Source organism: Pseudomonas sp. BB438 (genome assembly GCF_057180225.1).
This window is the reverse complement of record NZ_CM170001.1, coordinates 3,347,309-3,371,127: the sequence shown is the minus strand read 5'-3', so window position 1 is coordinate 3,371,127 and position 23,819 is coordinate 3,347,309. Positions and strand designations below refer to the sequence as shown.

The window sequence follows — 23,819 nt, the reverse complement described above, 5'->3', positions numbered from 1 at the left end:
AACACCATGGGTGAAATCAGTCGCGCCGCGCTGTTCGGCAAGCTCAATCCCACCGCCTACAAGGCCATCGAAGCCGCCACCGTGTTCTGCAAGCTGCGCGGCAATCCCTACGTGGAGCTGGTGCATTGGCTGCACCAACTGCTGCAGCTGCCCGATTCGGACCTGCACCGCGTGGTGCGCCAGTTCAGCCTCGAGCCTGCACGCCTGGCAGGCGACGTGACCGAAGCGCTGGATCGCCTGCCGCGCGGCTCGACCTCCATCACCGACCTGTCCTCCCACGTCGAGGAAGCCGTGGAGCGAGGCTGGGTCTACGGGAGCCTGATGTTCGGCCAGAGCCAGGTGCGTAGCGGCTTCCTGGTCATCGGCATCCTCAAGACCCCGAGCCTGCGGCACGCGCTGCTGGCGGTGTCGCGCGAGTTCGAGAAGGTCAAGGTCGAGACGCTGACCGAGCGCTTCGACGAATACATGAGCGACTCGCCGGAAAACGGCCAGGGCGCCAGCGACGGCTTCGGGGCCGGGGTTGCCCCGGGCGAGTCCAGCGGCGCGATGGCACCCAGCGCGCTGGGCAAGCTGGAGGCGCTCAAGCGCTTCACCGTCGACCTCACCGAGCAGGCGCGCAACGGCGAGATCGACCCCATCGTCGGCCGTGATGAAGAGATTCGCCAGTTGGTGGACATCCTCATGCGCCGCCGGCAGAACAACCCGATCCTCACCGGCGAGGCCGGCGTGGGCAAGACCGCGGTCGTCGAAGGCTTCGCCCTGCGCATCGTCGCCGGCGATGTACCGCCATCGCTGAAGGATGTCGAGCTGCGCGCGCTGGACGTCGGCCTGCTGCAGGCCGGCGCGAGCATGAAGGGCGAGTTCGAACAACGCCTGCGCCAGGTCATCGAGGATGTCCAGGCGTCGCCCAAGCCCATCATCCTGTTCATCGACGAGGCCCACACCCTGGTCGGCGCCGGCGGCGCGGCAGGGACCGGCGACGCCGCCAACCTGCTCAAGCCGGCCCTGGCCCGCGGCGCGCTGCGCACCGTGGCGGCGACCACCTGGGCCGAGTACAAGAAGCACATCGAGAAGGACCCGGCACTGACCCGGCGCTTCCAGGTGGTGCAGGTGCCCGAGCCGTCGGAGGACAAGGCGCTGCTGATGATGCGCGGCGTCGCCTCGACCATGGAGCGCCACCACCAGGTGCAGATCCTCGACGAGGCGCTGGAGGCCGCGGTGAAGTTGTCGCACCGCTACATTCCGGCGCGGCAACTGCCGGACAAGTCGGTGAGCCTGCTGGACACCGCTTGCGCCCGCGTCGCCATCAGCCTGCACGCGGTGCCGGCGGAAGTGGACGACAGCCGCCGGCGCATCCAGGCGCTGGAAACCGAACTGGCCATCATTGCCCGCGAGCACGCCATCGGCATCGAGGTTGGCGCCCGCCGCGCCAACAGCGAGAGCCTGTTGGCCGCCGAGCGCGAGCGCCTGGTCAGCCTGGAGGCGCGCTGGAGCGAAGAGAAAGCGCTGGTCGACGAACTGCTCGCCAGCCGCGCCCGACTGCGCGAACAGGCCGGCGCAGTGGACAGCGACAACGCCGGCGACGACCACCACGCCCTGCGTGCGCAGTTGCTCAACCTGCAGCAGCGCCTGGCGGACCTGCAAGGCGAAGCGCCGCTGATCCTGCCAACCGTGGACTACCAGGCGGTGGCCTCGGTGGTCGCCGACTGGACCGGTATCCCGGTCGGGCGCATGGCGCGCAACGAGATCGAGACCGTGCTGAACCTCGACAGCCACCTGGCCAGGCGGATCATCGGCCAGGACCATGCCCTGAAGATGATCGCCAAGCGCATCCAGACTTCCCGCGCCGGCCTGGACAACCCCAGCAAGCCGATCGGGGTGTTCATGCTCGCCGGCACCTCCGGCGTCGGCAAGACCGAAACCGCGCTGGCCCTGGCCGAGGCGCTGTACGGCGGCGAGCAGAACCTCATCACCATCAACATGAGCGAATTCCAGGAAGCGCACACCGTGTCCACCCTCAAGGGCGCCCCGCCCGGCTACGTCGGCTACGGCGAGGGCGGCGTGCTGACCGAGGCGGTGCGTCGCCGCCCCTACAGCGTGGTGCTGCTGGATGAAGTGGAAAAGGCCCACCCGGACGTGCACGAAATCTTCTTCCAGGTCTTCGACAAGGGCGTGATGGAGGATGGCGAGGGTCGCCTGATCGACTTCAAGAACACCCTGATCCTGCTCACCACCAACGCCGGCACCGAACTGATCGCTCGTCAGTGCGCCAACCCGGCCACGTTGCCCGAGCCGGAGGACATCGCACGGGACCTGCGCCAACCGCTGCTGGAGATCTTCCCGCCGGCGCTGCTCGGCCGCCTGGTGACCATCCCCTACTACCCGCTGAGCGACACCATGCTCAAGGCGATCACCCGCCTGCAGCTGGAGCGCATCAGGAAGCGCGTGGAGGGCACGCACAAGGTCGCGTTCGACTACGACGACGCGGTCATCGACCTGGTGGTCTCGCGCTGCACCCAGACCGAGAGCGGCGGCCGCATGATCGATGCCATCCTCACCAACAGCCTGCTGCCGGACATGAGTCGCGAGTTCCTCACCCGCCTGCTCGAAGGCAAGGCGTTGGCCTCGGTGCGCATCGGCGTGGAGAACGGCGAACTGGCCTATCACTTCGCCGACGCCGCGGCCTGAACCCGCGTTGAAGCCGGGGGGGCGCGCCCCGGCAACCCCAGCAAGACAGACGACCGGATATGTCCATGCAGTTCACCCCGTTCACGCAAAGTTCCCGCTTCGCCCAGGTCTCCAGCCCGCTCGGCCCTGACGCGCTATTGCTGCGCGACTTCTCCGGCAACGACGAGCTGGGGCGGCTCTTCGAGTACGACCTGCAACTGGTCTCCAGCGATGCGAACCTGGATTTCAACCAGTTGCTGGGCAAGCCGCTGTGCGTATCGGTCCAACTGCCCGAGGGCGGCCAGCGCCATTTCCATGGCCTGGTGGCGCGCTGCGGACAGGGCATCGACATCGGCCAGTTCGCCGCCTACCAGGTGACGCTGCGGCCCTGGCTGTGGCTGCTCAGCCGCACCTCCGACTGCCGCATCTTCCAGCACCAGAGCGTGCCGCAGATCATCAAGCAGGTCTTCCGCGACCTGGGCTTCTCCGACTTCGAGGATGCCCTGAGCCGCAGCTACCGCGAGTGGGAGTACTGCGTGCAGTACCGCGAGACCAGCCTGGACTTCGTCAGCCGGCTGATGGAGAAGGAAGGCATCTACTACTACTTCCGCCACGAGAAGGACCGCCACGTGCTGGTGCTGGCCGATGCCTATGGCGCCCACCGCACGCCGGCCGGCTACGCGCAGGTGCCCTACTACCCGCCGGACGGCCAGCACCGCGAGCGCGATCACCTCAACGACTGGCGCCTGGCGCAGCAGGTGCAGCCCGGCTCCCTGGAACTCAACGACTACGACTTCCAGCGCCCCGCCGCGCGCATGGACGTGCGCTCGGCGCAACCCCGCCCGCACAGCGCCGGCGACTACGCGCTGTACGACTACCCCGGCGCCTACGTGCAGAGCGAGCATGGCGAGCAGTACGCGCGCAACCGCATCGACGCCTTGCAGAGCCTGCACGAGCGCGTGGAGTTCAGTGGCAACGCGCGCGGTCTGGCCAGCGGTGACCTGTTCAGCCTCAGCGGCTTCTCCCGCGCCGACCAGAACCGCGAATACCTGATCGTCGGCGCCAGCTACCGCGTGACCCAGGAGTCCCTGGAGACTGGCGGCGGCGGTGGCGGCCAGTACCAGTGCAACCTGACCTGCATCGATGCGCAGCAGACCTTCCGCCCCCTGGAGCTGACCCGCAAGCCCAGCGTGCGCGGCCCGCAGACCGCCCGCGTGGTCGGCCCCGGCGGCGAGGAAATCTGGACCGACCAGTTCGGCCGGGTGAAGGTGCACTTCCACTGGGATCGCCACGACCAGTCCAACGAAAACAGCTCGTGCTGGATCCGCGTGTCCCAGGCCTGGGCCGGCAAGAACTGGGGCAGCGTGCAGATTCCGCGGATCGGCCAGGAGGTGATCGTCAGCTTCCTCGAAGGCGACCCGGACCAGCCGATCATCACCGGGCGCGTCTACAACGCCGACCAGGCGGTGCCCTACGACCTCCCCGCCAATGCCACCCAGAGCGGCATCAAGAGCCGCTCCAGCAAGGGCGGCACGCCGGCCAACTTCAACGAAATCCGCATGGAGGACAAGAAAGGCGCGGAGCAACTGTACATCCACGCCGAGCGCAACCAGGACATCGTCGTCGAAGTCGACGAGAGCCACAGCGTCGGCCATAACCGTACCAAGAACATCGGCAATGACGAGAACGTGCGCATCGGCCAGCACCGTTCGCGGGCGGTCAAGCAGAACGACAGCCTGCTGGTGGGCGGCATGAAGAGCGACAAGGTGAGCATCCAGTACCTGATCGAGGCCGGCGCGCAGATTCGACTGGTCTGCGGCCTCAGCGTGCTGGAGTTCAACGCCGATGGGCGCATCAACATTTCCGGCAGCGCCTTCAATATCTACGCCAGCGGCAACGGCAACATCGACACCGGCGGCCGGCTGGACCTCAACTCCGGGGGCGCCAGCGCGGTGGATGCCCAGGGCCAGGGCAGCAAGGGCAGCATCGACGCCGAGGTGCAGGCGGCCTTCCCGCCTCCGCCCAAGGCCTGATACTCAAGCGCGCGCCCTGTCCCGGGCGCGCGCCAGGCATCGACGGATCGGGGTGATGCTCGCGGTTCCAGCGCGGGTGGTTGAAATCTGCCCGTCGCTGCCCCGTGGCGGCTCAGGGGTTGTCCGGCACGAAGTCCGGGCCGCCGAGCCGGTCACGCAGGTGGAGCGAGGTGCGCAGCAGCGGCCCCCACAGGCCGTTGTCACTGTTCCAACTGGCACCGGCCCAGCGCGTATCGGCCAGCAGGTCGGCCTTGCGCTCCTGGGTCAGCTGCTTGAGCTGCGCGGCCACCCCGCCAAGGTCGACTTCGAACAACCCGGCATAGCGACCCGTGGGGTCCGCGTGCTGCTTAGAAAGGCAGTAGCGGTAGTACCAGACCCAGCGATGGGCGAGGTAGATCGCGCGGTTGCGGTCGGGATAGCTGGCCAGCAGTTTCATCAGCGCAGCGACGAAGCGCGGCGCGAAGCTGGGGTCCTCCTGCCACTGCGGTACCACCAGTTCGTCGAACGCCTGGGCGACGTTCTGCGGCTCGGGGTTGTCGGTCTGCGCCTCGACGAAATAAAACGGCTCGCCGGCCAGGAAACGGTCCAGTTCGTCGTTGGCCAGCGCCAGGGACAGGACGTCGTCGGGTGTCGTCATGGAATTCTCGTCACATCTTGGGTGGAGGACAGTATGCCGAGGTCATTGCCGTGGGCAATCGGCACGTTGTCCAGCACGGCCTCGCGGTTGCCGCCGGGATAGGTCACGCCGCCGGGCCGCCACAGCGAGTTGGCGCCGCCTTCGTTGCCGCTGGGCATGACCACCTTGGGGTTGTCGATGTTGACCCGGTAGATGTCCTTGCCGACCAGATCGCCCTTCTTGTAGCCCAGCGCGTCCTCCAGCACCGCGACGTCGCCGGTCTCGCGGTACTTGGCAACCACCGCATCCATGTCGGAACGGGCCATGACGAACTTCTTCGGGTTGAAGGTGGTGTACATCGGGTCGGCGATATCGCCGGGGGTGAAGAGGAAGGAACCGCCTTCCTTCTCGAACACCTCGAGGTGCTGCTTGACGTAGGAATCCTTCAGGTAATCGGTGGCGGGCGGGCGCTTGCCGTGGGGCAACGCCAGGATGTCATTCTCGGTGACGCCGGGTTTGAAGGCATTCTGGCGCAGCTCCCAGGCCGTTGGCTGGCGGCCCAGGCGCGCCATCTTCGGGCTGAGGCCCAGCAGCGCCATGCCGGCCACGCCCTGTAGCAGGTCGCGGTAGCCGGGGCCGAGGCGATCACCGAGCTGGCCGAGCAGCTCCATGCCCCCCATGATCAGCCCGCCGACCACCACGAAGGTGCCCAGCGCCGCCAGCCCGGCCATGGCGGCCAGCACCAGGCCGCCGAGCGCGGCGACGATACCCAGCGCCTCCAGCCCGGTGTGCAACCATTCTTCGAGGTCGAGGACGAAGGCCACGCGCTCCGTGGGGCCACCGATGAAGGTGTTCTTGCTGCCGGTCTTGATGTGCGCACCGCAGACCATCTTGCTCTGCAGCCGCGCGGCGGGCTTGCCGTTGATGTACACCGTGGCGCTGCCTTCGGCGATCACCACCGGGAACGGCCACATCGGGTGGTTCAGCGGCAGCCCGGTGCAGCTGGACGACGCATCGTCGCCCGCGCGCATGGCGTTGCGGCTGTTCACGTAGACATTGAAGCTGCCCCGTATGAGCACCCCGGTCGTGGGCTCGGGCAATTCGAAGATGGTGGTCAGGCCCTTGACGATCTGGAACATCGACAGGCCGCCCGCGGCGATCGAACCGGCGATGATCACCGCCGCCAGGCCACCGGTGGCGGCCGTGGCGGCGACTACCGCGGCGCCGATCAGGGCCCCGGCCACCGCGCCCGCGACCATCGCGGCGACGCCGAAACCATGGGCGATCTCATCGCCCAGGCGTGCTGCAGCTTGCGCATCCATGCGGCGTACTCAAACGGTGGTCGGCTGGGGTACCAGGCTCTGCATCGCCTGCTTCCAGGCCGCTTCATGGTGCGGCAGGTCGTAGGGCGTGGTGGTGAGGGTGGTGATCAGCACCGCCGGACGGCGTTCGATGAACACCTGGCGCAGCATCAGGTCACGGCCTTCGCGCTGCCACTGGTAGTCCAGCATCACCGCAGCGTGGCCATGGATGTTGAAATCCCAGCGCTTGTGCAGCTTGAACCCCGGCAACTGCTTTTCGGCATTGGCCAGTTGACCGCTGACGTACTCGGCGAACGAGGCGTCGCCCTGGCTGGCGTCCCGGCTGATGACGAAGCTGGCTTCGCGAGCCGGACCATTGGCGGGCAGCTTGAAGATGTTGATGCTCTGGTCCTGCCAGGCATCGGGAATATCCAGGTCCGCTTCGTTGAGGCGATAGAGCGACAATGTTTAACCCCTTCCGTAGGATTCTGCTCTCTGAGCTGAACGAAAAATCTTCCAGCAACGCATCCGAACAATCAAGGATTGCATTGTGCCAGCGTCGCGCAGCGCATCACAGCGAGAGCACATGGCCCGTCCATGACAACGACGGGCACGGCGTGCCGGAGGGTGATTGGCAGCTCTCGAACGCGGTCAGAACAGGGACTTGAGCCCGACCATCGCATCGTAGCCGCGGGGGTGCCATCGAAGGCTTCGCGGTAGCCGGCGGAGACGGTGAAGGTCATCATCTCGCTGGCCTGATGGTCGATGCCCAGGTTGACCTCGCCCAAGTGCCGTCGATGTCCGCCTCGAACGGGACGTAACCCGACTGTGACGAGAGCGGGGGCTTCGGCGGCCCCTTGAACGCGTACCAGACGCTGGGACGGACCCAGTCCTGGCGATGCGCACGCCGAGCGGGCCGATCAGCGACTCCACATCGCGAAGGCGCACGCCAGCGCCGATGTCGTCGCTGTCGGCGAGGTCCACGTAGCAGTAGATCACCCGGGCCTGGAGGTCGACCCACAGGCCCGGGTCCGTCTCGCAGGGGTAGCCGCCCTCCAGCGACCCGGTGTAACCCCCAGCCCTTGGTCTTGCGCTTGGACAGTTCGTTGGGGCGGGCCTCGCTTACGCTTTCATCTGTCACCGGCCTCCCACACTTCGAACTGCATTTGGCGCAAGCCCGGCTACGCTTTGGTGCGTACAGCCTGGCGGAATTCTGATGGGCAACCTGGAGACACTTCTTGAATCGGACTCGACTGCTCATTGCTTCCTGCCTGTCACTGGCTTCATCCCTCGTCCTGGCCGAGAGTTCGGAGCAGTTCCTGAAAGGTCCGGTTTACGAGTTGCGCCGCGATACATCCCAGCCCAGCTGCGTCGCTTGGCCCAACGGCCTGCCGGATGGTGTCTGGGGAAATGGCGGCGATTACGTTCCCGATAGTGAGCACCTGAGTGCCGGCGGCGATGTGCTGATCACGTCGGCGATCTACAAGCCCACAGGCGTTCGTGTCTCGCACACCTTCTACAAGAGCCGCCAATCCTGTCTGGCGGATAGCTCCGCGCAACAGGCGCCATCCGCAGTGAAGGATGACGGTCACGGCAGCTACGTCGACCGCTTGCAGCGCGATTTCGGCAGTCGGCTCTACTTCAGCTCCGCCGAAGCCGAGGCGCTGGTGAAGAAGATCAATATCGACTGCAAGGCTCCGGACGGTCGCTACCTGCCGCTCTACAACGCACTGCTGGCCCGCCTGGACGAAGCCAGTACGCCCGATGCCTGGATGGAGACCAGCGTGGTCAACACCGGCAAGAAGCTTCAGGTGTTCGACAGCGTTCGCCTCCGGAGTGGCCGGGAGCTCACGCCGCAGCTGACGCTGGAGGTCAACGAATACGGTGGCTACGAGACCCACGGCGTACGTCCGCAGGCGCTGTCGAATGCCTGTTTCGGGACCTACGGCCCGATCTGGAAGCTCTAGCGGCATCTCTCCCTCGTAAGTCTTTGAATCTGATGGACTTGTGTTTTTCGTAGCACCGTACCGACGTAAGCTCGCCGGCCGGCAAAAAGCTACGGATCACCCATACTCAGATGCACACCGATCAGCACCCCGCGAGTGCCTCCCACAGGAGACGGCGCGACGAAACACGGTGCATGAACGAGCAGCACCAGATGAAAAGCCCCCGCTCTCTTTCCGACAAGAAGCCCTGGGAGCAAGGGTGACGTGGCAGCCAGGAAGCAGCCGGCGAAAGACGCTTTCGCCGGACGAATTCGACAGGGCCGGAAACGGCCCGCAAAGAATCACGAGAGGGCTGATGAATGCCACATGACGGGAGCCTGCTGCAGGCGACGGTTATCTTCCTGCTGACGGTCGTCATACTTGTCCCCCTGGCGCAGCGCCTGAAGTTGGGCGCCGTGCCGGGCTATCTGCTGGCCGGCATCCTGATCGGCCCGTCCGTGCTGGGTCTGGTCAGCCATCCGGAAAACGTCAGCCGGCTTTCGGAAATGGGCGTGGTGATGCTGCTGTTCATCATCGGGCTGGAGCTTTCCCCGCGCCGTCTGTGGATGATGCGCCGCTCGCTGTTCGGCGTGGGTTCGCTACAGGTCGGATTGACCGCCCTGGTGCTGGGGTTGATCGCCTTCCTGCTATTCGGCCAATCCCTCGCCGCTGCCGTGGTGCTGGGCGTGGGCCTGGCGCTCTCCTCCACCGCCTTTGGCCTGCAGGTGCTGGCCGAGCGCAAGGAACTGGGCAAGCCCCATGGCCGGCTGGCAGTGGGCATCCTGCTGTTCCAGGACATCGCCGCCATTCCCCTGATCGCCGTCGTGCCGCTGCTCGCCGGAAGCGGCGACCCTTCGAGCGAAGGCGTGCGGCCGCTGTTGACCGTGGCTGTCGGTATCGGGGTGGTGATCATCGGTGGCCGCTATCTGTTGCGCCCGCTGTTCACCTGGGCCATGGGTTCTGGATTGCGCGAACTGTCGACCGCGACCGCGCTGCTGGTGGTGCTGGGCACCGCCTGGATCATGGAGCACGTCGGCGTCTCCATGGCGCTGGGCGCTTTTCTCGCCGGCATGCTGATGGCCGAATCGCAGTTTCGCCATGAACTGGAGTCCCAGATCGAGCCGCTCAAGGGGCTGCTGCTGGGCTTGTTCTTCGTGGGCGTGGGCATGACCGCCGACCTCAGCCTGCTGCTCAGTGCACCGTTGCTGGTGCTGGGTCTGACGGCACTACTGGTGGGCATCAAGCTGCCGCTGCTGTTCGGCCTGGGGCGATTCGCCGGTGGGCTGGAGCGCGCCGAAGCGATTTGCCTGGGCGTCGTACTGGCGTCCGGCGGCGAGTTTGCCTTCGTGGTGTTCAAGCTCGCCCTGGACCACCGGCTGCTGGACCCGAAGGTTCATGACGTCCTGGTCCTGGTGATCACCCTGTCCATGGCTGTGGTGCCCTTGGTGATGATGGCGCTGGCCCGCCAGTTGCGCGGCGACGCGGCGGCGGAGGACGGGCCCGACGGCCCGCCGGAAGTCGGCGACGAGCCACGGGTGGTGATCGCCGGCATGGGGCGTATGGGGCGCGTGGTGGCCAATCTGCTGCACGCCCAGGGTGTGCCGGTGGTGGCGCTGGATACCTCGATGGATGCCATCGCTCGCCACGGCAAGGGCGGCCGCGTCCCGGTCTACTACGGTGATCCGACGCGCCCGGAGATCCTCCACGCCGCCAAGGTCGGCGAAGCGGAGCTGGTGATCGTCGCCACCGATGACCCGCAGATCAACCTGAACACCGTAGATGCCCTCTCCCGCCTCTACCCCGGAACCCGCGTGATCGCCCGCGCGCCCAACCGCCAGCAGGCTCTGCAATTGCTGGACCGGGGCGCCAATCCGGTACGCGAAACCTTCCATTCCAGCCTGGAAATGGCGCGCCGCGCCTTCATCGAACTGGGCGTGAGCGAGGAGCAGGCCGCCGCCTGGGTTCGCCGCTACCAGCTACAGGAAGTGCAGTCATTGCGGGACCTGCAACGCCAGGGACGTGACGACGAACCGGGCGGCCTCTTCGCCGACGATGGCAGCGACCTTGCTGGCGTCACGCCACCCGCCGCACAACACATCGAGCCACCCCAACCGGGCGCTGTACAGCGCAATGACCGCCCCGCCTGAGGAGACAAGCCATGCAACCAGGATTCAAGCTCGACGGCGACCTCTCCCAGGGCATGCTCGACATACTCATCAAGGCCGGGCTGGTCGCCGCCCTGGTGATCTTCTCCTTCGAGGTGTTCCAGCCATTCCTCGAACTGATGCTCTGGTCGGTAATCCTCGCGGTCACCCTCTATCCCGTGCTGCGCTGGGTCAAGGCGCGCACCGGGCTGAAGGACGGCCACGCCGCGACGCTGATCGTGCTCGTCGTGCTGCTGGTCCTGATCGCGCCGATCTACCTGATGGCGACGTCCATCGCCGACTCCGTCGACAGCGTCGGGGCGATTCTCAAGAGCGGCACCCTGAGCGTACCGGCGCCGTCGCCCTCGGTAGCCGAGTGGCCTCTGATCGGTCCGCGCGTCCATGAATTCTGGCTGGCCGCTTCGAACAGCCTGAGCGATGTGCTGCGCAGCCTGATGCCCAACCTGAAGGATGCCGGACGCATCCTGCTGAGTGCTGCCGCCAGCGCTGGCGGCGCCTTCCTGCTGTTCATCGGGGCGATCATCATCTCCGGCATCATCATGGCCTTCGGCGAGATGGGCACCATCGCGTCGCAGCGCATCGCCCTGCGGATTTCCGGCGCGGAACGCGGCCTGCACATTTCCGCGCTGTGCACCGCCACCATCCGAGCGGTCGCGCTGGGCGTGATCGGCATCGCCTTCATCCAGATGCTGCTGATCGGCCTCGGGTTCGTGGTCAAGGGCGTACCGGGCGCAGGCATCCTGGCGTTGATCGTGCTGGTGCTGGGCATTGCCCAGGCGCCGGCGACCTTGGTGACCCTGCCGGTGATCGTCTATGTACTGAGTACCGAAGGCTTTACCGGCACGACGATCATCTTCGCCATCTACATCTTCGTCGCCGGTCTTGCTGACAACGTGCTCAAGCCGCTGCTGCTGGGGCGTGGCGTCGACGTGCCGATGCCGGTGGTGCTGATCGGCGCCCTCGGCGGCATGGTGGTCAAGGGCATCATCGGCCTGTTCATCGGTCCGGTGATCCTCGCCGTGACCTACAAGCTGTTCTGGCAATGGGTCGACCAGCAGGTGCCGAAGATGGACAAACCCGCCACTCCGTCCGAATGATCCAGGGATCGCCATGCCAGAGCGCGCCAGACGCTGCATCCTGATCCTCGCCGCCCTGGTGGGCGGCTGCACTCAGGTCGGCCCGGATTTCCAGACGCCGCAGGACCCGTGGCTCAACGACTGGAGTACGCCGCTGCTGGACCAGGCTGGCCGTCGAGCCGCCGCACCCGACTTCAGCCGCTGGTGGACAGTGTTCGCTGACCCGACCCTGGATGCGCTGATTGCCGAGGCTGATGCCCACAACACCAGCCTGCGCGTCGCCGGCCTGCGGATCGCCGAGGCGCGAGCGCAACTGGCGATCGCCGAAACCGGGCGCTACCCGCAGTTGCAGCAGATCAGCGCCGACAGCCTCTACCTCAAGCAAAACCAGCACGGCGCCCCGACTGCGCGGGATTCGGTGTTCTGGCAGTCCAGCGCGGGCTTCGACATTGGCTGGGAGATCGACTTCTGGGGCCGTTTCAGCCGTGCCATCGAGTCGGCCGATGCCGTGTACTTCGCCTCCCAGGCCAACTACGCCGACGCGATGGTGCTGCTACGAGCACAGGTCGCCGACACCTACTTCGGCCTGCGCACCGCCGAGGCGCGCCTGGACATCGCCCGGGAGAACGCCAAGCGCCAGGAACGCAGCCTGGAGATCACCGAGCGGCTGTTCCGTCATGGCGAGAACGATGAGCTGGACTGGCAGCAGGCGCGCACCCAATACCTGGCGACCCAGGCGACCATCCCCGAGTTCGAGAACCAGGTGAACGCCCTGCGCAACATTCTTTGTTCCCTACTCGGCCGCCCGCCGGGCGCGATGCCGGAGCTGCAGGCGCGCCACGGCCAGTTGCCGATGCCCAACGGGGCGATTCTCCAGGACGTGCCGGCAAGCCTGCTGCAACGCCGCCCGGACATCCGCGCCGCCGAACAGGCCGTGGCCGCGCAGTCCGCGTTGGTGGGCGTGGCGGAGGCCGACCTGTATCCGTCGCTGAGCCTGATCGGCAGTCTGGGCTGGAGCTTCGTGTCGGCCAGCAACCTGCCCGACAGTTTCAACCTCGCCGCTGGCCCGAGCCTGGTCTGGAATCCCTTCGACTACGGCAGGCGCAAGAACGCCGTGCGCGTGGAAGACGCGCGCCTGCAGCAACTGATCGAGCTGTATCACCAGGATGTGCGGAACGCCGCGCGAGAGGCAGACGATGCCGCCAGCGGGCTGGTGCGTTCACTGCAGAGCGCTGGCATCCGTGAACAGGCCTCGCAGGCGGCGCAGCGCTCGCTGAGTCTCGCCAGCTCGCAGTACCGCGAGGGATTCGCCGATTTCCAGCGCGTGCTCGACGCCCAGCAGCTACTGCTACAGCAGCAGGACGGCTACCTGGTCAGCCGGGGCAATGCGGTCAGCAACCTGGTGGCGCTGTACAAGGCCCTGGGTGGCGGCTGGGACAGCCGGCGCGCGCCCATCGATTCCGCCACCCGGCAACGGATGCAACAACGTACCGACTGGGGCGAGCTGCTCGACGAACCCGCTCCGGCCGCCCAAGAGCCCGGCACCCCAGGACAAGGAATGCAGCAATGAGCGACACCCCCGCTACGCCGCCGGCACCGCCCTCTTCTCCCGCCCCCGGCAAGTCCGCACCGGATCGAGGCATGCGCGTGGTCTTGCTGCTGATCGTCGTCAGCCTGGTCTGGTACCTCCTGGCCGACCGCTTCACCCCGTACACCCAGCAGGCACGGTTGCAGGCCTATGTGGTCGCGGTGAGCGCCGAGGTGGCCGGCCAGGTGAAACGCGTAGCCGTGGGCAACAACCAGGAAGTTCGCAAGGGCGACGTGCTGTTCGAGCTGGACCAGGAGCAATACCACATCGCCCTGCAGCGCGCCGAGGCGGACCTGGACACGGTGCGCCGGCAGATCGGGGCCAGCACAGCCGGCATCGACTCCGCGCAGGCCTCACTGGCGGCTGCCCAAGCCAACGAACGCAAGGCCCGGCAGGATGCCGAGCGTCTGCAACGGCTCTACCAGGAAGACCCCGGCACGGTTTCCGTGCGGCGGCTGGAGGCCGCACAGGCAACCCGCGAGCAGGCGGCCAGCCAGGTGGCGGCAGCCCGCGCGGAGGTCGAGCGCGCCCGCGAGCAGCAAGGTGGTCATGACGAAGACAATGCCCAATTGCGCAGCGCCACGGCCAACGTCGCCAAGGCCCGCCTCGATCTCGCGCGTACCACGGTGCGCGCTGACTCCGATGGTCTGATCACCGACCTGCGCACCGATGTGGGTCATTACGTCGGCCCCGGCAGTCCGGTGATGACCCTGATCGCCATCCACGACCTGTGGATCAGCGCCGACATGACCGAGAACAACCTCGGCCATCTGCGCAACGGCACGCCCGTGCTGGTGGTGCTCGACTCGCTGCCGGGCGAGTTGCTCACCGGGCGCGTTCGCAGCATCGGCTACGGCGTCAGCGTTGGCCAGGGCACGCCGCCAGGCTCACTGCCGACGGTACAGAACAGTCGCGAATGGCTGCGTTCGGCACAACGTTTCCCGGTGATCGTCGAACTGGACCGCGACCAATTGGAAGGCCCTGGCGGCCTGCGAGTGGGCGGCCAGGCCGAAGTCATGGCGCTGCCCAGCGAAGGCAATCCGCTGAACCTGCTCGGCCGGGTGTTCATGTGGCTGATGAGCTGGCTGAGCTATGCCTACTGAGCTGAGGCCTATTGAACTGCGTCGCCGCCGGGCTCTCCGGCTGGCCTGGGGCACCGCACTGTGCCTGGCGGCCAGCTACGGCATCGGCATGCCGATCCCCTTTCTCGCGCCGGTGCTTGCCGTGCTGCTGCTGGCGATGCGCGCGCAGGCTCTTCCGCTGAAGGCGGCGCCCGCCCTCGCGGTGCTGGTGCTGCTCAGTTGTGGCGTCGGCCTGCTGCTGATCCCCCTGCTGCGCCACGCGCCGCTCAGTGGCGTGCTGCTCGTGGGCGTCGGCCTCTACGGCGTGTTCCGCTATGCGTTGCGCGGTGGCAACGGTCTGCTGGCGAACCTGCTGGTGGTCGGCCTGACCATGATCGCCGCCGCCGGCACCAGCGATTTCACCCTGGCACTGTCGGTGGTGGAAGCGCTGGCCAAGGGCATGCTGCTGGCCGTGCTCAGCACTGCGGTGGCCCACGCTCTGTTCCCGGAACCGCCAGGGGCGCCCTCTCTCCCTGCCCCGCCGGTGCCCAGTGACGACGAGGCGAGCTGGATCGCCCTGCGCGCGGTGCTGATCGTGATGCCGGCCTTCCTGCTGGCGATGATCGCGCCGGACCGTTTCATGCCGTTGATCATGAAATCGGTGAGTCTCGGCCAGCAGGCCGGGGAAACCCGCGCGCGACATGCCAGCCGTGAACTGATCGGTTCCACCCTGATGGCCGGCCTGCTGGCGATCCTGGTCTGGGGCGCCCTGAGCCTGTTCGTGCACCTGTGGATGTTCTTCCTCTGGGTGCTGCTCTTCACCCTCTGGCAAGGGCGCCGCCTGTATGCCGCGGTGGCGACGCGAAAAAGCCCGGCCTACTGGGTCAGTTGCCTGACCACCATGCTGATCCTGCTCGGCCAGTCAGTGGCGGACAGTGCCGGCGGCCAGGACGTCTACCGTGCCTTCGCCATCCGCATGGCGTTGTTCCTTGCGGTGTCGCTGTACGCCAGCGGCATGCTCATCTGGATCGACGGCCGCCGCGCTCGGGCCCGGCTGGCCTAAGGCTTCCAGTCCACCCCGGAGTCGGCCAGGTAGGCATCCACCGCAGCGCCCACCGTCGGGTGAAACGCCGATTCGCCCAGGCCCTCGAACAGCTCGAACTGCTTCATCTTGTCTTTCACCGGGTCCTTCATCTCGGCGAACTGCAACTCGATGCCGCGCTGCTCCAGCACCTTGTCCAGCTCCGCGAGCATGTCCGCTGAGGTAACGTCGATACTGGTAACAGGGCTGGCTGCGATCACCAGTCGCTGAACCGGCGTGGGTGAATCATCCAGCGCCGCCAGCACCTGGTTCTGGAACTGCTCGGCGTTGGCGAAGAACAGCGGTGCATCCCAGCGCAGCAGGACCAGTCCGGGGATGCGCCGAGCATTTGGGTAACGCGTTACATCATGATAGCCGCGCACCCCCTCGACCCGGCCAAGCACCGCGTGGTGCGGTCGCCAGCCGTCCCAGAGGAACTCGATCACCGAGATCACCACCGCGATGCAGATGCCGGGGATGGCGCCGAAGACCGCCACGCCGACGAAGCAACTGATGGACAGCCAGAACTCCCACTGCTGCAGGCGGAAGATGCGCTTGAGATCAGTGAACTCGAACAACCCCAGGGCAGCGGCGATCACCACGGCCGCCAGTGCACTGTTGGGCAGGTGCTCCATCAGGTTGGGAGCGGTCAACAGCAGCAGGGTCACCGCGAGCGCCCCGACGATGCCGGTGAGCTGGGTCTTTGCACCGGCGGCCTCGGCCACGGGGGTGCGCGAGGAGCTGCTGCTGATGGGGATGCCCTGGAACAACCCGGATGCGACGTTCGCCACGCCCAGGCCGAACATTTCCTGGTTGGGGTTCACCGGGGTTTTCAGGCGCGCCGCGTAGGTCCGCGACAGCACGCTCGTGTCCGCGAATGACACCAGCGCCACCGCGACGCCGCCCAGTACCACTTCGACCAGGTCGATGTCGGTGACCCAGGGGAAAGTGAACGACGGCAACCCTTGCGGCAGCTGACCCAGCACCTTGACGCCGTGGCTGCCGAGGTCGAACAGGCTGACCGCCAGCGTCGCCAGGATCACCGCGATGAGGATGCCCGGGATGCGCTTGTAGGGCTTGAGCAACAGGATCAGCAGCAGGCTGCCCGCGCCCACCGCGAAGCTCGTCCAGTTGGCGCGCCCCTCCAGCAGTGCCTGGCCCAGGTGCCAGAGGTCGCGCAGCGGTCCCTCGCTGTCGACCTTCAGGCCGAACAGCTTGGGCAACTGGCTGATCAGTACCGTGAGCGCGATGCCGTTCATGTAGCCATAGCGGATCGGCTTGGACAGCAGCTCGGTGATGAATCCCAGGCGCAGCAGGCCGGCGATCATGCATACCGCGCCGGACACCAGTGCCATCAGGCTGGCGATGGCGATGGCTCGCTGCGGGTCGCTCGCTGCGTACTGCACCACCACCGCGAGGATGGGCGCCGCCAGCGCTGAATCGGGGCCGAGCACCAGGATCCGGCTCGGGCCGAACAGCGCGTAGGCCAGCAGTGGAATGATGGTCGCATAAAGGCCGTAAATACCCGGCACCCCGGATGCCTCGGCGTAGGCGATGCCCACCGGCACCAGCATCGTGGTCAACACCAGGCCGGCAGCCAGATCCCTGGACAGCCAACTCGCCTGGTAATGGCGCAGGGTGACGAGTCCCGGGAGCCAGCGCGGCCAGTCGAAGCCAGAACGAGGGCGCGACGAGGTTTCGGACATTGCGGAATTGCTCCTGGCAAGCACGCACAAGGCGCAAGCGAAGCGGCAATCTTAGCGCCAAACAGCCCGGCCAGGCGCCCGCAGGACCGGCGCGGATGGTGCATGACACTTACCGCGCAGCGGACGGATTCGCACCTAGACTTCGTGCAGTCAACCGCCGCTGGAGGAACACCCGGAAATGAGCAGTCTGTTCGACGCCATCGTGCTTGGCCTGCTGGCCCTGTTGCCGCTGATCAATCCGCCGACCACCGTCGCGCTGTTCCTCGCGCTGTCGCAAGGTTTCAGCCGGGAAGAGAAGAACCAGCAGGCGCTGCTGACCGCCTGCTACGTGTTCATCATCATGACGCTGACCTACTACATCGGCGAGTTCATCATGGGGGTGTTCAGCATCTCGATTCCGGGCCTGCGCGTCGCCGGCGGCGGCATCCTCTGCATCATCGGCGGCCGCATGCTGTTCCCTGCCCCGATGCCCGCACCGGACTCCCGCGAAGACCTGCCCGAGCGCACCAGTTTCGCCTTCATTCCGCTGGCCATGCCCAGTACGGCAGGGCCCGGCACCATCGCGATGATCATCAGCTCCGCCGCCAGCATCAAGCACAGCACCAGCTTCCCGCACTGGGTGATTCTGGTCGCGCCGCCGCTGATCTTCCTCTGCGCTGCGCTGATCCTCTGGTGCTGCCTGCGCGCCTCGGACCTGATCATGAAGGCCACCGGCAAGTCCGGCATCGACGCCATCTCCCGGCTGATGGGTTTCCTGCTGGTGTGCATGGGCGTGCAGTTCGCGATCAATGGCCTGGTGGAGGTCGCGCAGACACTGATCGACTCCAACGCCCACCTGCTCGTGCAGCCCTGAAGCGCAACCGGGCAGCAATCTGCCCGACCGACGTCCCGTGCCCTTCCTGGCGCCGACCATGCGGCGATCGAGCGCATGGCCAGTCGCTGCACAAGGGCCTTCAGTCGCCAGCGCTGGCCAGCAGACGACGAGCGCGGCCCAGCACCGGGGCATCGACCATCTGCCCGTCGACCTGGAAGGCCGCCGCGCCGCTTGCCGAGGCAGCCACCACCCGCCGCGCCCAGTCCAGCTCGTCGGCGCTCGGGGCCAGCGCTGCGTGGACGACGCTCACTTGCCGGGGATGGATGCACAGCGCGCCCAGCAAGCCGAGGTCACGGCCATGGCGAATGGTTGCGGCGAAGCCTTCGGCGTCATCGAACGCCGGGAACACGGTATCCAGCGGCGGTTGCAGGTCGTTCACCCGCGAATGCAGCAACAGGCTCAGGCGCACCTGGTCGTAGACCACCGCAGACGCCCCGGTGCCACTGCGCATGCCGATATCCAGCGCCAGGTCGAGTCCGCCGAAGGTCAGGCGCTCCACGCCTTCGCAGGCAGCGATTTCACCCAGCGCAAGCAGGCCGCGGGCGCTCTCGATCAGCGGCCACACCGGTTTGCCGCAGGCGGCGGCGATGCGCACCTGCATCGCGCGCTCGGCCTTGGGCAGCAGGATGCCGATGACGCCCGGCAGGCGTCGGCACAGTTCAAGATCGGCGGCCTGCTCGGGGTCGCCGGCGGCATTCACCCGCACCCGCACGCGGGCGTCCGGGTTGGCGCCGAGGAAGGCTTCCAGATTGTCGCGGGCCTGGGCTTTCAGCGATGCCTCGACGGCATCCTCGAAGTCGACGATGACCGCGTCGGCGCCACTGGCCAGCGCCTTGGTGAAGCGCTCCGGGCGACTGCCGGGTACGAACAGTGCGGTTCGTACGATTGAATCCATGGGAATGTCCTGACTCACGGGGTTCTCCTGGGTCATACCGCGCCCTGCTCGTGCAGGCGCTGGATATCACCGGGGGTATAACCCAGTTCCTGCAGCAGGTCATCCGTCTGCTGACCTAACGCCGGCACGGCGTCCATGCGCGGCGCGTAGGCGTTGCTGTTCACCGGCGGCAAAAGCGCTGGCAGGCGGCCGACCGGGCTGTCGATTTCGCGCCAACGGTCGCGGGCAGCCAGCTGCGGATGCTGCCACAGGCCGCGCATGTCGTTGACGTGGGCATTGGCGATCTGCGCCTGCTCCAGGCGTTCGACCACCTGCTCCGCGCCGAGGCTGGCGAAGGCTTCGACGATCAGCGCGCGCAGGGCATCGCGGTTGGTCACGCGCAGGCTGGTCGCGGTGAAGCGCGGGTCTGCCGCCAGCTCCGGGCGCTGCAGGACGATCTCGCAGAACAGCGTCCACTCGCGCTCGTTCTGCACACCGAGCATGACGCTGCCGCCGTCGCCGGTGGGGAACGGTCCGTACGGATAGATGGTGGCGTGGGCTGCGCCGGCGCGCGGCGGCTGCGACTGGCCTTCGAAGGCGTAGTACAGGGGGAAGCCCATCCATTCGGCCATGCCTTCGAGCATCGACACCTCGACGCGGCTGCCCTCCCCCGTGCGGCCACGCAGCAGCAGTGCGGAGAGGATGCCGCTGTAGGCGTACATGCCGGCGGAAATGTCGGCAATGGAGCAACCAGCCTTGGCCATCTCGTCGGCGCCCGGTCCGCCGGTCACCGAGAGGAAGCCGCTCTCGCTCTGGATCAGCAGGTCGTAGGCCTTTTTCTGCTCGTACGGGCCGCCTTCGCCGTAGCCGGAGATGTCACAGACGATCAGGCGCGGGAAGCGCTCGTGCAGCGCCTCGAACGACAGCCCGAGGCGCGCGGCGGCCCCCGGCGCAAGGTTCTGCACGAGCACGTCGGCGGTTTCCAGCAGTTGCTCCAGCACGGTCTGGGCCGGCGCCTGCTTGAGATCCAGGGACAGGCTTTCCTTGGAACGGTTGGTCCAGACGAAGTGCGAGGCCAGGCCGCGCACCCGCTCGTCGTAGCCGCGGGCGAAGTCACCGACGCCGGGGCGCTCGATCTTGATCACGCGGGCGCCGAGGTCCGCCAGCTGGCGGGTGCAGAACGGCGCGGCGATGGCGTGTTCCAGGCTGATGACGGTGATGCCGTCGAGGGGACGCGAACTCATGGGCAACTCCAGACGCCGGCCGGCTGGCCGACGCTACGATTCGGTGGGTCCGGCCGGCAGCGCCGCCCGGAGCACGGTCAGTGCAACGCGACGTCAGTGAAAGACGCCAAGGTCCGACAGTTCATGCAGACGCCAACTGGCCTGCACCAGACGATCCGCCTCGGCTTCGCTGCGCTGGCCGGCGAAGGCCAGCAGGCGGCGGAACTTGTCTTCCAGCTCCGCCCGGCTCAGGCCGTTGCCCGGATCGCCCTTGGGCTCGTCGATGGCGCCGTGCAGTTGGCGGCCATCGGTAGTGAGCACGTCGACGCGGCCGAGCCAGCGTCGCGGGTAGGCGCCGTCCACGTCCGCATCGAGCTGCATGCTGACCTTCTCGCGGAACGCCGAGACCTTGGCATCGCGCAGGGAGAACTCCTCGAACTCCACCAGCCCGGCCTTGCCGTGCACGGCGATCAGGCCGAGCACGGTGCCCATGGAGAACTTCGCCTGGTGCACCGTCTGCGGCACGACCACGCGGCCGAGCACGTCGATGGCGCCCTGGTGCACGCGGGTGGTGACTTTCGCGATGTCGTCGTGGGTGAGCCCCTCGCGCTGCATCAGCCCCAGCAACGCGTCGGCGGCGGGATGGGTGTGGCGGCAGGAGGCGTGGAACTTGTAGGAGGTCTCGCGGAGCGCCCAGCGGGTGCCCAGGCCATCCACCAGGCGGCTTGGGTCGGCGTCAGTGGACATCCCGGCGGCCATGCCCTGCTCGCCTTCGAGGATATTCTGCGCGCCGGTCAGGCCGTCGGCCGTCAGGTAGGCGGCGAGCAGGCCGTCAGCGGCGGCCTTCGCGGTGTGCAACTGCTTGGAATCGGCCGCGTCACGCAGGAATTCCCAGAGCCCGGCGGCCTGGGTGCCGGCGCTGCCCAGGCAATTGACGAACTGCCGGCTGTCCAGGTCCAGCAGCTTGCCCACGGCCACCGCGGCGGCCAGCGTGCCAACCGTGGCGGTGGTGTGGAAGATGCGGTAGTGCGAGCGGCCGAGGAATTCGCCGATGCGGATGCCGGCCTCGTAGCCGGCGACGCTGGCGAGGATCAGCTCGCGGCCGGACTTGCCCAGCTCCTGCGCGGCGGCCAGGGCCGCCGGGAAGACCACGGTGGCCGGGTGCAGTACGGAGCTGTTGTGCAGGTCGTCCTGCTCCACCAGGTGCGAGCTGGCGCCGTTGACCAGCGCGGCGAAGTAGGCGGAGGTCGAGGTGCCGTCCACCAGTACGCGGCTCTTGCCGCTGGCCGGCCCCATGCGCTGGGCGTAGCGCTGGAACAGCGGAATCGGGTGGCGGTTCTGGCTGGCCAGGGCCGAGCCGAGCCAGTCGAGGAATAGCTCCTCGGTGTACTCGACCACGGACGTGGGCAGGTCTTCGTAACGCAGGCCGGCAAGGAATTCGGCAAGGGCGTGGGTATTGTTCATTGTTCTTCTCGTCCCGGCTTAGAAGGAGCGCGGCAGTTCGAGCAGGTGCTCGGCCACGTAGGACAGGATCAGGTTGGTGGAGATCGGCGCCACCTGGTACAGGCGGGTCTCGCGGAACTTGCGCTCGACGTCGTATTCGTTGGCGAAACCGAAACCGCCGTGGGTCTGCAGACAGGCGTTGGCCGCTTCCCAGCTGGCCTTGGCCGCCAGGTACTTGGCCATGTTGGCAGCGGCGCCGGCGTTCTTGCCGCTGTCGTATTCCTGGCAGGCGCGCCAGCGCATCAGGTCGGCGGCCTCGATCTCGATATGCGCCTCGGCGATGGGGAACTGCACGCCCTGGTTCTGGCCGATCGGACGGCCGAACACCACGCGGTCGCGGGCGTACTGCGCGGACTTCTCGGTGAACCAGCGGCCGTCGCCGATGCATTCGGCGGCAATCAGGGTGCGCTCGGCGTTGAGGCCGTCGAGGATGTACTTGAAGCCCTTGCCCTCTTCGCCGATCAGGTTGCCGGCGGGGATCTCCAGGTTGTCGAAGAACAGCTCGTTGGTCTCGTGGTTGACCATGTTGGCGATCGGCTGGACAGTCAGGCCGTTGCCGATGGACTCGCGCAGGTCGACGAGGAAGATCGACATGCCCTCGGACTTCTTCTTCACCTCGGCCAGCGGCGTGGTACGGGCCAGCAGGATCATCAGGTCGGAGTGCTGGATGCGCGAGATCCAGACCTTCTGGCCGTTGATCACGTACCTGTCGCCCTGGCGCACGGCAGTGGTCTTGATCTTGGTGGTGTCGGTGCCGGTGGTGGGCTCGGTGACGCCCATGGACTGCAGGCGCAATTCGCCGCTGGCGAGCTTGGGCAGGTAGTAGGCTTTCTGCTCGGCGCTGCCGTTCCGCAGCAGGGTGAACATGTTGTACATCTGCCCGTGGATGGTGCCGGAGTTGCCGCCGCAGTGGTTCACCTCCTCGAGGATCACCGAGGCCTCGGCCAGGCCCAGGCCAGAGCCGCCGTATTCTTCCGGGATCATCGCCGAGAGCCAGCCGGCTTCGGTCATGGCACGGACGAAGTCCTCGGGGAAGCCCTTCTCTTCGTCGATCTTGCGCCAGTACTCGGTGGGGAACTCCGCGCAGAGGGCGCGCACGCCGTCACGGATGGCCTGGAGTTCTTCGGGGGTGGACGTCATCGAAACACCTCATGTCTTTCTTGTTGGAGGCACCGTCAAGGGTGCGGTCAGTCGAATTCCACTTCGCCGCGCTGGGCGATGCCGGCGCCGTTGCCGGCCCACACTTCCGCCTTGCCGGGGCCACTCAGGCGGCCGCCGACATCGAACGGTTCGGGACTGATCAGCGGGCGCAGGCCTCGATAGGCGTAGCGGCGCAGGCGTGCTTCGGGGTTGGCGCGGCAGAACGCGCGCAGGTTCAGGGTGCCAATCAGCGGACCGTGCACCACCAGGCCGGGGTAGCCCTCGGTCTCGGTGACGTACGGCCAGTCGTAATGGATGCGGTGGCCGTTGAAGGTCAGCGCGGAGTAGCGGAACAGCAGGATCGGCGTCGGCTCCACGGTTTCGCTCCAGGTCCCTGCGGGCAGTGCTTCGCCGCTGGAGAGCTTGGGTGGGCTGGGTTCGCGGTAGACGATGTCCTGTTCTTCGCTGAACGCCAGGCGGCCGTCCTGCTCGAATTCATGGCGTAGCGTGACGAACAGCAGCGAACCGGTGCGGCCATGCTTTTCCTCGACATTGAGGATCGTGGTCGTGCGTTTCGCCACGCCGCCGACTCGCAGCGGCTCGTGGAATGCCAGGCGACCGCCGGCCCACATGCGGTTGCGCCCATCGGCCGGGGGCAGGAAGCCACCGCGCGCCGGATGGCCATCGGCGCCCAGGCCCGGCTCGGACACTTCATCCTGGAAGAACATCCAGTGCCACAGCGGCGGCAGCGCCTCACCGGCAGCTGGCGCCTCTTCCGAGAGAGTCACGGCCAGGCGGCGGACCAGCAGCGTACTCAGTTCTTCCTCGCGCTCCTGGGAGCGGCCGATCCAGTCGGCGTAGGGTGAATCGCTCATTGCGGACCTCTTGGCAGGTTTGATGAACGGAGCATGCAACAGGGCTTGCGT

At 67.0% G+C, this 23,819-nt stretch carries 19 protein-coding genes; 9 read left to right on the top strand and 10 right to left on the bottom strand.

Annotated elements, in window-relative coordinates; all coding sequences use genetic code 11:
* Positions 1-6: 6 nt before the first annotated feature.
* Positions 7-2,688 (top strand): type VI secretion system ATPase TssH, encoded by a 2,682-nt coding sequence (gene tssH / locus AC1ZV1_RS15435; RefSeq protein ID WP_484292456.1) that lies wholly within the window; start codon positions 7-9, stop codon positions 2,686-2,688.
* 65 nt (positions 2,689-2,753) lie between these two features.
* Positions 2,754-4,700, top strand: coding sequence for a type VI secretion system Vgr family protein (locus AC1ZV1_RS15430; RefSeq protein WP_484292455.1), 1,947 nt, complete (start codon positions 2,754-2,756; stop codon positions 4,698-4,700).
* A 112-nt stretch (positions 4,701-4,812) separates the two neighbouring features.
* Here AC1ZV1_RS15430 and AC1ZV1_RS15425 read toward each other — a convergent pair whose 3' ends face one another.
* From AC1ZV1_RS15425 to AC1ZV1_RS15410, 4 genes are all read right to left on the bottom strand, one after another.
* Complete coding sequence (locus AC1ZV1_RS15425; RefSeq protein WP_484292454.1) at positions 4,813-5,337, bottom strand: hypothetical protein; 525 nt, start codon at positions 5,335-5,337, stop codon at positions 4,813-4,815.
* Positions 5,334-6,638 (bottom strand): PAAR domain-containing protein, encoded by a 1,305-nt coding sequence (locus tag AC1ZV1_RS15420; protein ID WP_484292453.1) that lies wholly within the window; start codon positions 6,636-6,638, stop codon positions 5,334-5,336. Before AC1ZV1_RS15420 ends, AC1ZV1_RS15425 begins: the two co-directional genes overlap by 4 nt.
* A gap of 9 nt (positions 6,639-6,647) precedes the next feature.
* Entirely contained in the window at positions 6,648-7,082 is a 435-nt protein-coding gene (locus AC1ZV1_RS15415) for a DUF1795 domain-containing protein (protein WP_017518706.1), read from the bottom strand.
* A 186-nt stretch (positions 7,083-7,268) separates the two neighbouring features.
* A complete protein-coding gene (locus tag AC1ZV1_RS15410) occupies positions 7,269-7,676 on the bottom strand; it encodes a hypothetical protein (protein WP_484297571.1) in 408 nt (135 codons plus the stop codon).
* A gap of 179 nt (positions 7,677-7,855) precedes the next feature.
* Between AC1ZV1_RS15410 and AC1ZV1_RS15405 the strand changes: the two genes are divergently transcribed.
* From AC1ZV1_RS15405 to AC1ZV1_RS15380, 6 genes are all read left to right on the top strand, one after another.
* On the top strand, positions 7,856-8,584 hold the full coding sequence (locus AC1ZV1_RS15405; protein ID WP_484292452.1) for a hypothetical protein: 729 nt from the start codon (positions 7,856-7,858) through the stop codon (positions 8,582-8,584).
* A 338-nt stretch (positions 8,585-8,922) separates the two neighbouring features.
* A complete protein-coding gene (locus tag AC1ZV1_RS15400; RefSeq protein ID WP_484292451.1) occupies positions 8,923-10,749 on the top strand; it encodes a monovalent cation:proton antiporter-2 (CPA2) family protein in 1,827 nt (608 codons plus the stop codon).
* An 11-nt stretch (positions 10,750-10,760) separates the two neighbouring features.
* The gene (locus tag AC1ZV1_RS15395; RefSeq protein ID WP_484292450.1) at positions 10,761-11,864 is read left to right on the top strand and encodes an AI-2E family transporter; all 1,104 of its coding nucleotides are present in this window, start codon (positions 10,761-10,763) and stop codon (positions 11,862-11,864) included.
* Positions 11,865-11,877: 13 nt separating this feature from the next.
* Positions 11,878-13,413, top strand: coding sequence for an efflux transporter outer membrane subunit (locus AC1ZV1_RS15390; protein ID WP_484292449.1), 1,536 nt, complete (start codon positions 11,878-11,880; stop codon positions 13,411-13,413).
* Positions 13,410-14,534: an HlyD family secretion protein gene (locus AC1ZV1_RS15385; RefSeq protein ID WP_484292448.1), complete on the top strand. Its 1,125-nt coding sequence runs from the start codon at positions 13,410-13,412 to the stop codon at positions 14,532-14,534. The genes AC1ZV1_RS15390 and AC1ZV1_RS15385 overlap by 4 nt, the downstream gene beginning before the upstream one ends.
* Entirely contained in the window at positions 14,524-15,555 is a 1,032-nt protein-coding gene (locus tag AC1ZV1_RS15380; RefSeq protein ID WP_484292447.1) for a DUF2955 domain-containing protein, read from the top strand. Before AC1ZV1_RS15385 ends, AC1ZV1_RS15380 begins: the two co-directional genes overlap by 11 nt.
* Here AC1ZV1_RS15380 and AC1ZV1_RS15375 read toward each other — a convergent pair.
* Positions 15,552-17,279 carry a SulP family inorganic anion transporter gene (locus tag AC1ZV1_RS15375; protein WP_484292446.1) on the bottom strand — a complete coding sequence of 576 codons (1,728 nt, stop codon included), beginning with the start codon at positions 17,277-17,279 and terminating at the stop codon, positions 15,552-15,554. The genes AC1ZV1_RS15380 and AC1ZV1_RS15375 overlap by 4 nt on opposite strands.
* Positions 17,280-17,457: 178 nt before the next feature.
* Here AC1ZV1_RS15375 and AC1ZV1_RS15370 point away from each other — a divergent pair, with 178 nt between their 5' ends.
* The gene (locus AC1ZV1_RS15370; protein WP_484292445.1) at positions 17,458-18,132 is read left to right on the top strand and encodes a MarC family NAAT transporter; all 675 of its coding nucleotides are present in this window, start codon (positions 17,458-17,460) and stop codon (positions 18,130-18,132) included.
* 100 nt (positions 18,133-18,232) lie between these two features.
* On the opposite strand, the gene AC1ZV1_RS15365 is transcribed toward AC1ZV1_RS15370, so the two are convergent.
* From AC1ZV1_RS15365 to AC1ZV1_RS15345, 5 genes are all read right to left on the bottom strand, one after another.
* On the bottom strand, positions 18,233-19,048 hold the full coding sequence (locus tag AC1ZV1_RS15365) for an HpcH/HpaI aldolase/citrate lyase family protein (RefSeq protein ID WP_484292444.1): 816 nt from the start codon (positions 19,046-19,048) through the stop codon (positions 18,233-18,235).
* A 32-nt stretch (positions 19,049-19,080) separates the two neighbouring features.
* Complete coding sequence (locus tag AC1ZV1_RS15360) at positions 19,081-20,271, bottom strand: CaiB/BaiF CoA transferase family protein (protein WP_484292443.1); 1,191 nt, start codon at positions 20,269-20,271, stop codon at positions 19,081-19,083.
* Between the two features lie 93 nt (positions 20,272-20,364).
* Positions 20,365-21,714: an MmgE/PrpD family protein gene (locus tag AC1ZV1_RS15355; RefSeq protein ID WP_484292442.1), complete on the bottom strand. Its 1,350-nt coding sequence runs from the start codon at positions 21,712-21,714 to the stop codon at positions 20,365-20,367.
* An 18-nt stretch (positions 21,715-21,732) separates the two neighbouring features.
* On the bottom strand, positions 21,733-22,893 hold the full coding sequence (locus AC1ZV1_RS15350; protein WP_484292441.1) for an acyl-CoA dehydrogenase family protein: 1,161 nt from the start codon (positions 22,891-22,893) through the stop codon (positions 21,733-21,735).
* A 47-nt stretch (positions 22,894-22,940) separates the two neighbouring features.
* The gene (locus AC1ZV1_RS15345) at positions 22,941-23,768 is read right to left on the bottom strand and encodes an HTD2 family dehydratase (RefSeq protein WP_484292440.1); all 828 of its coding nucleotides are present in this window, start codon (positions 23,766-23,768) and stop codon (positions 22,941-22,943) included.
* Between the last annotated feature and the right edge of the window lie 51 nt (positions 23,769-23,819).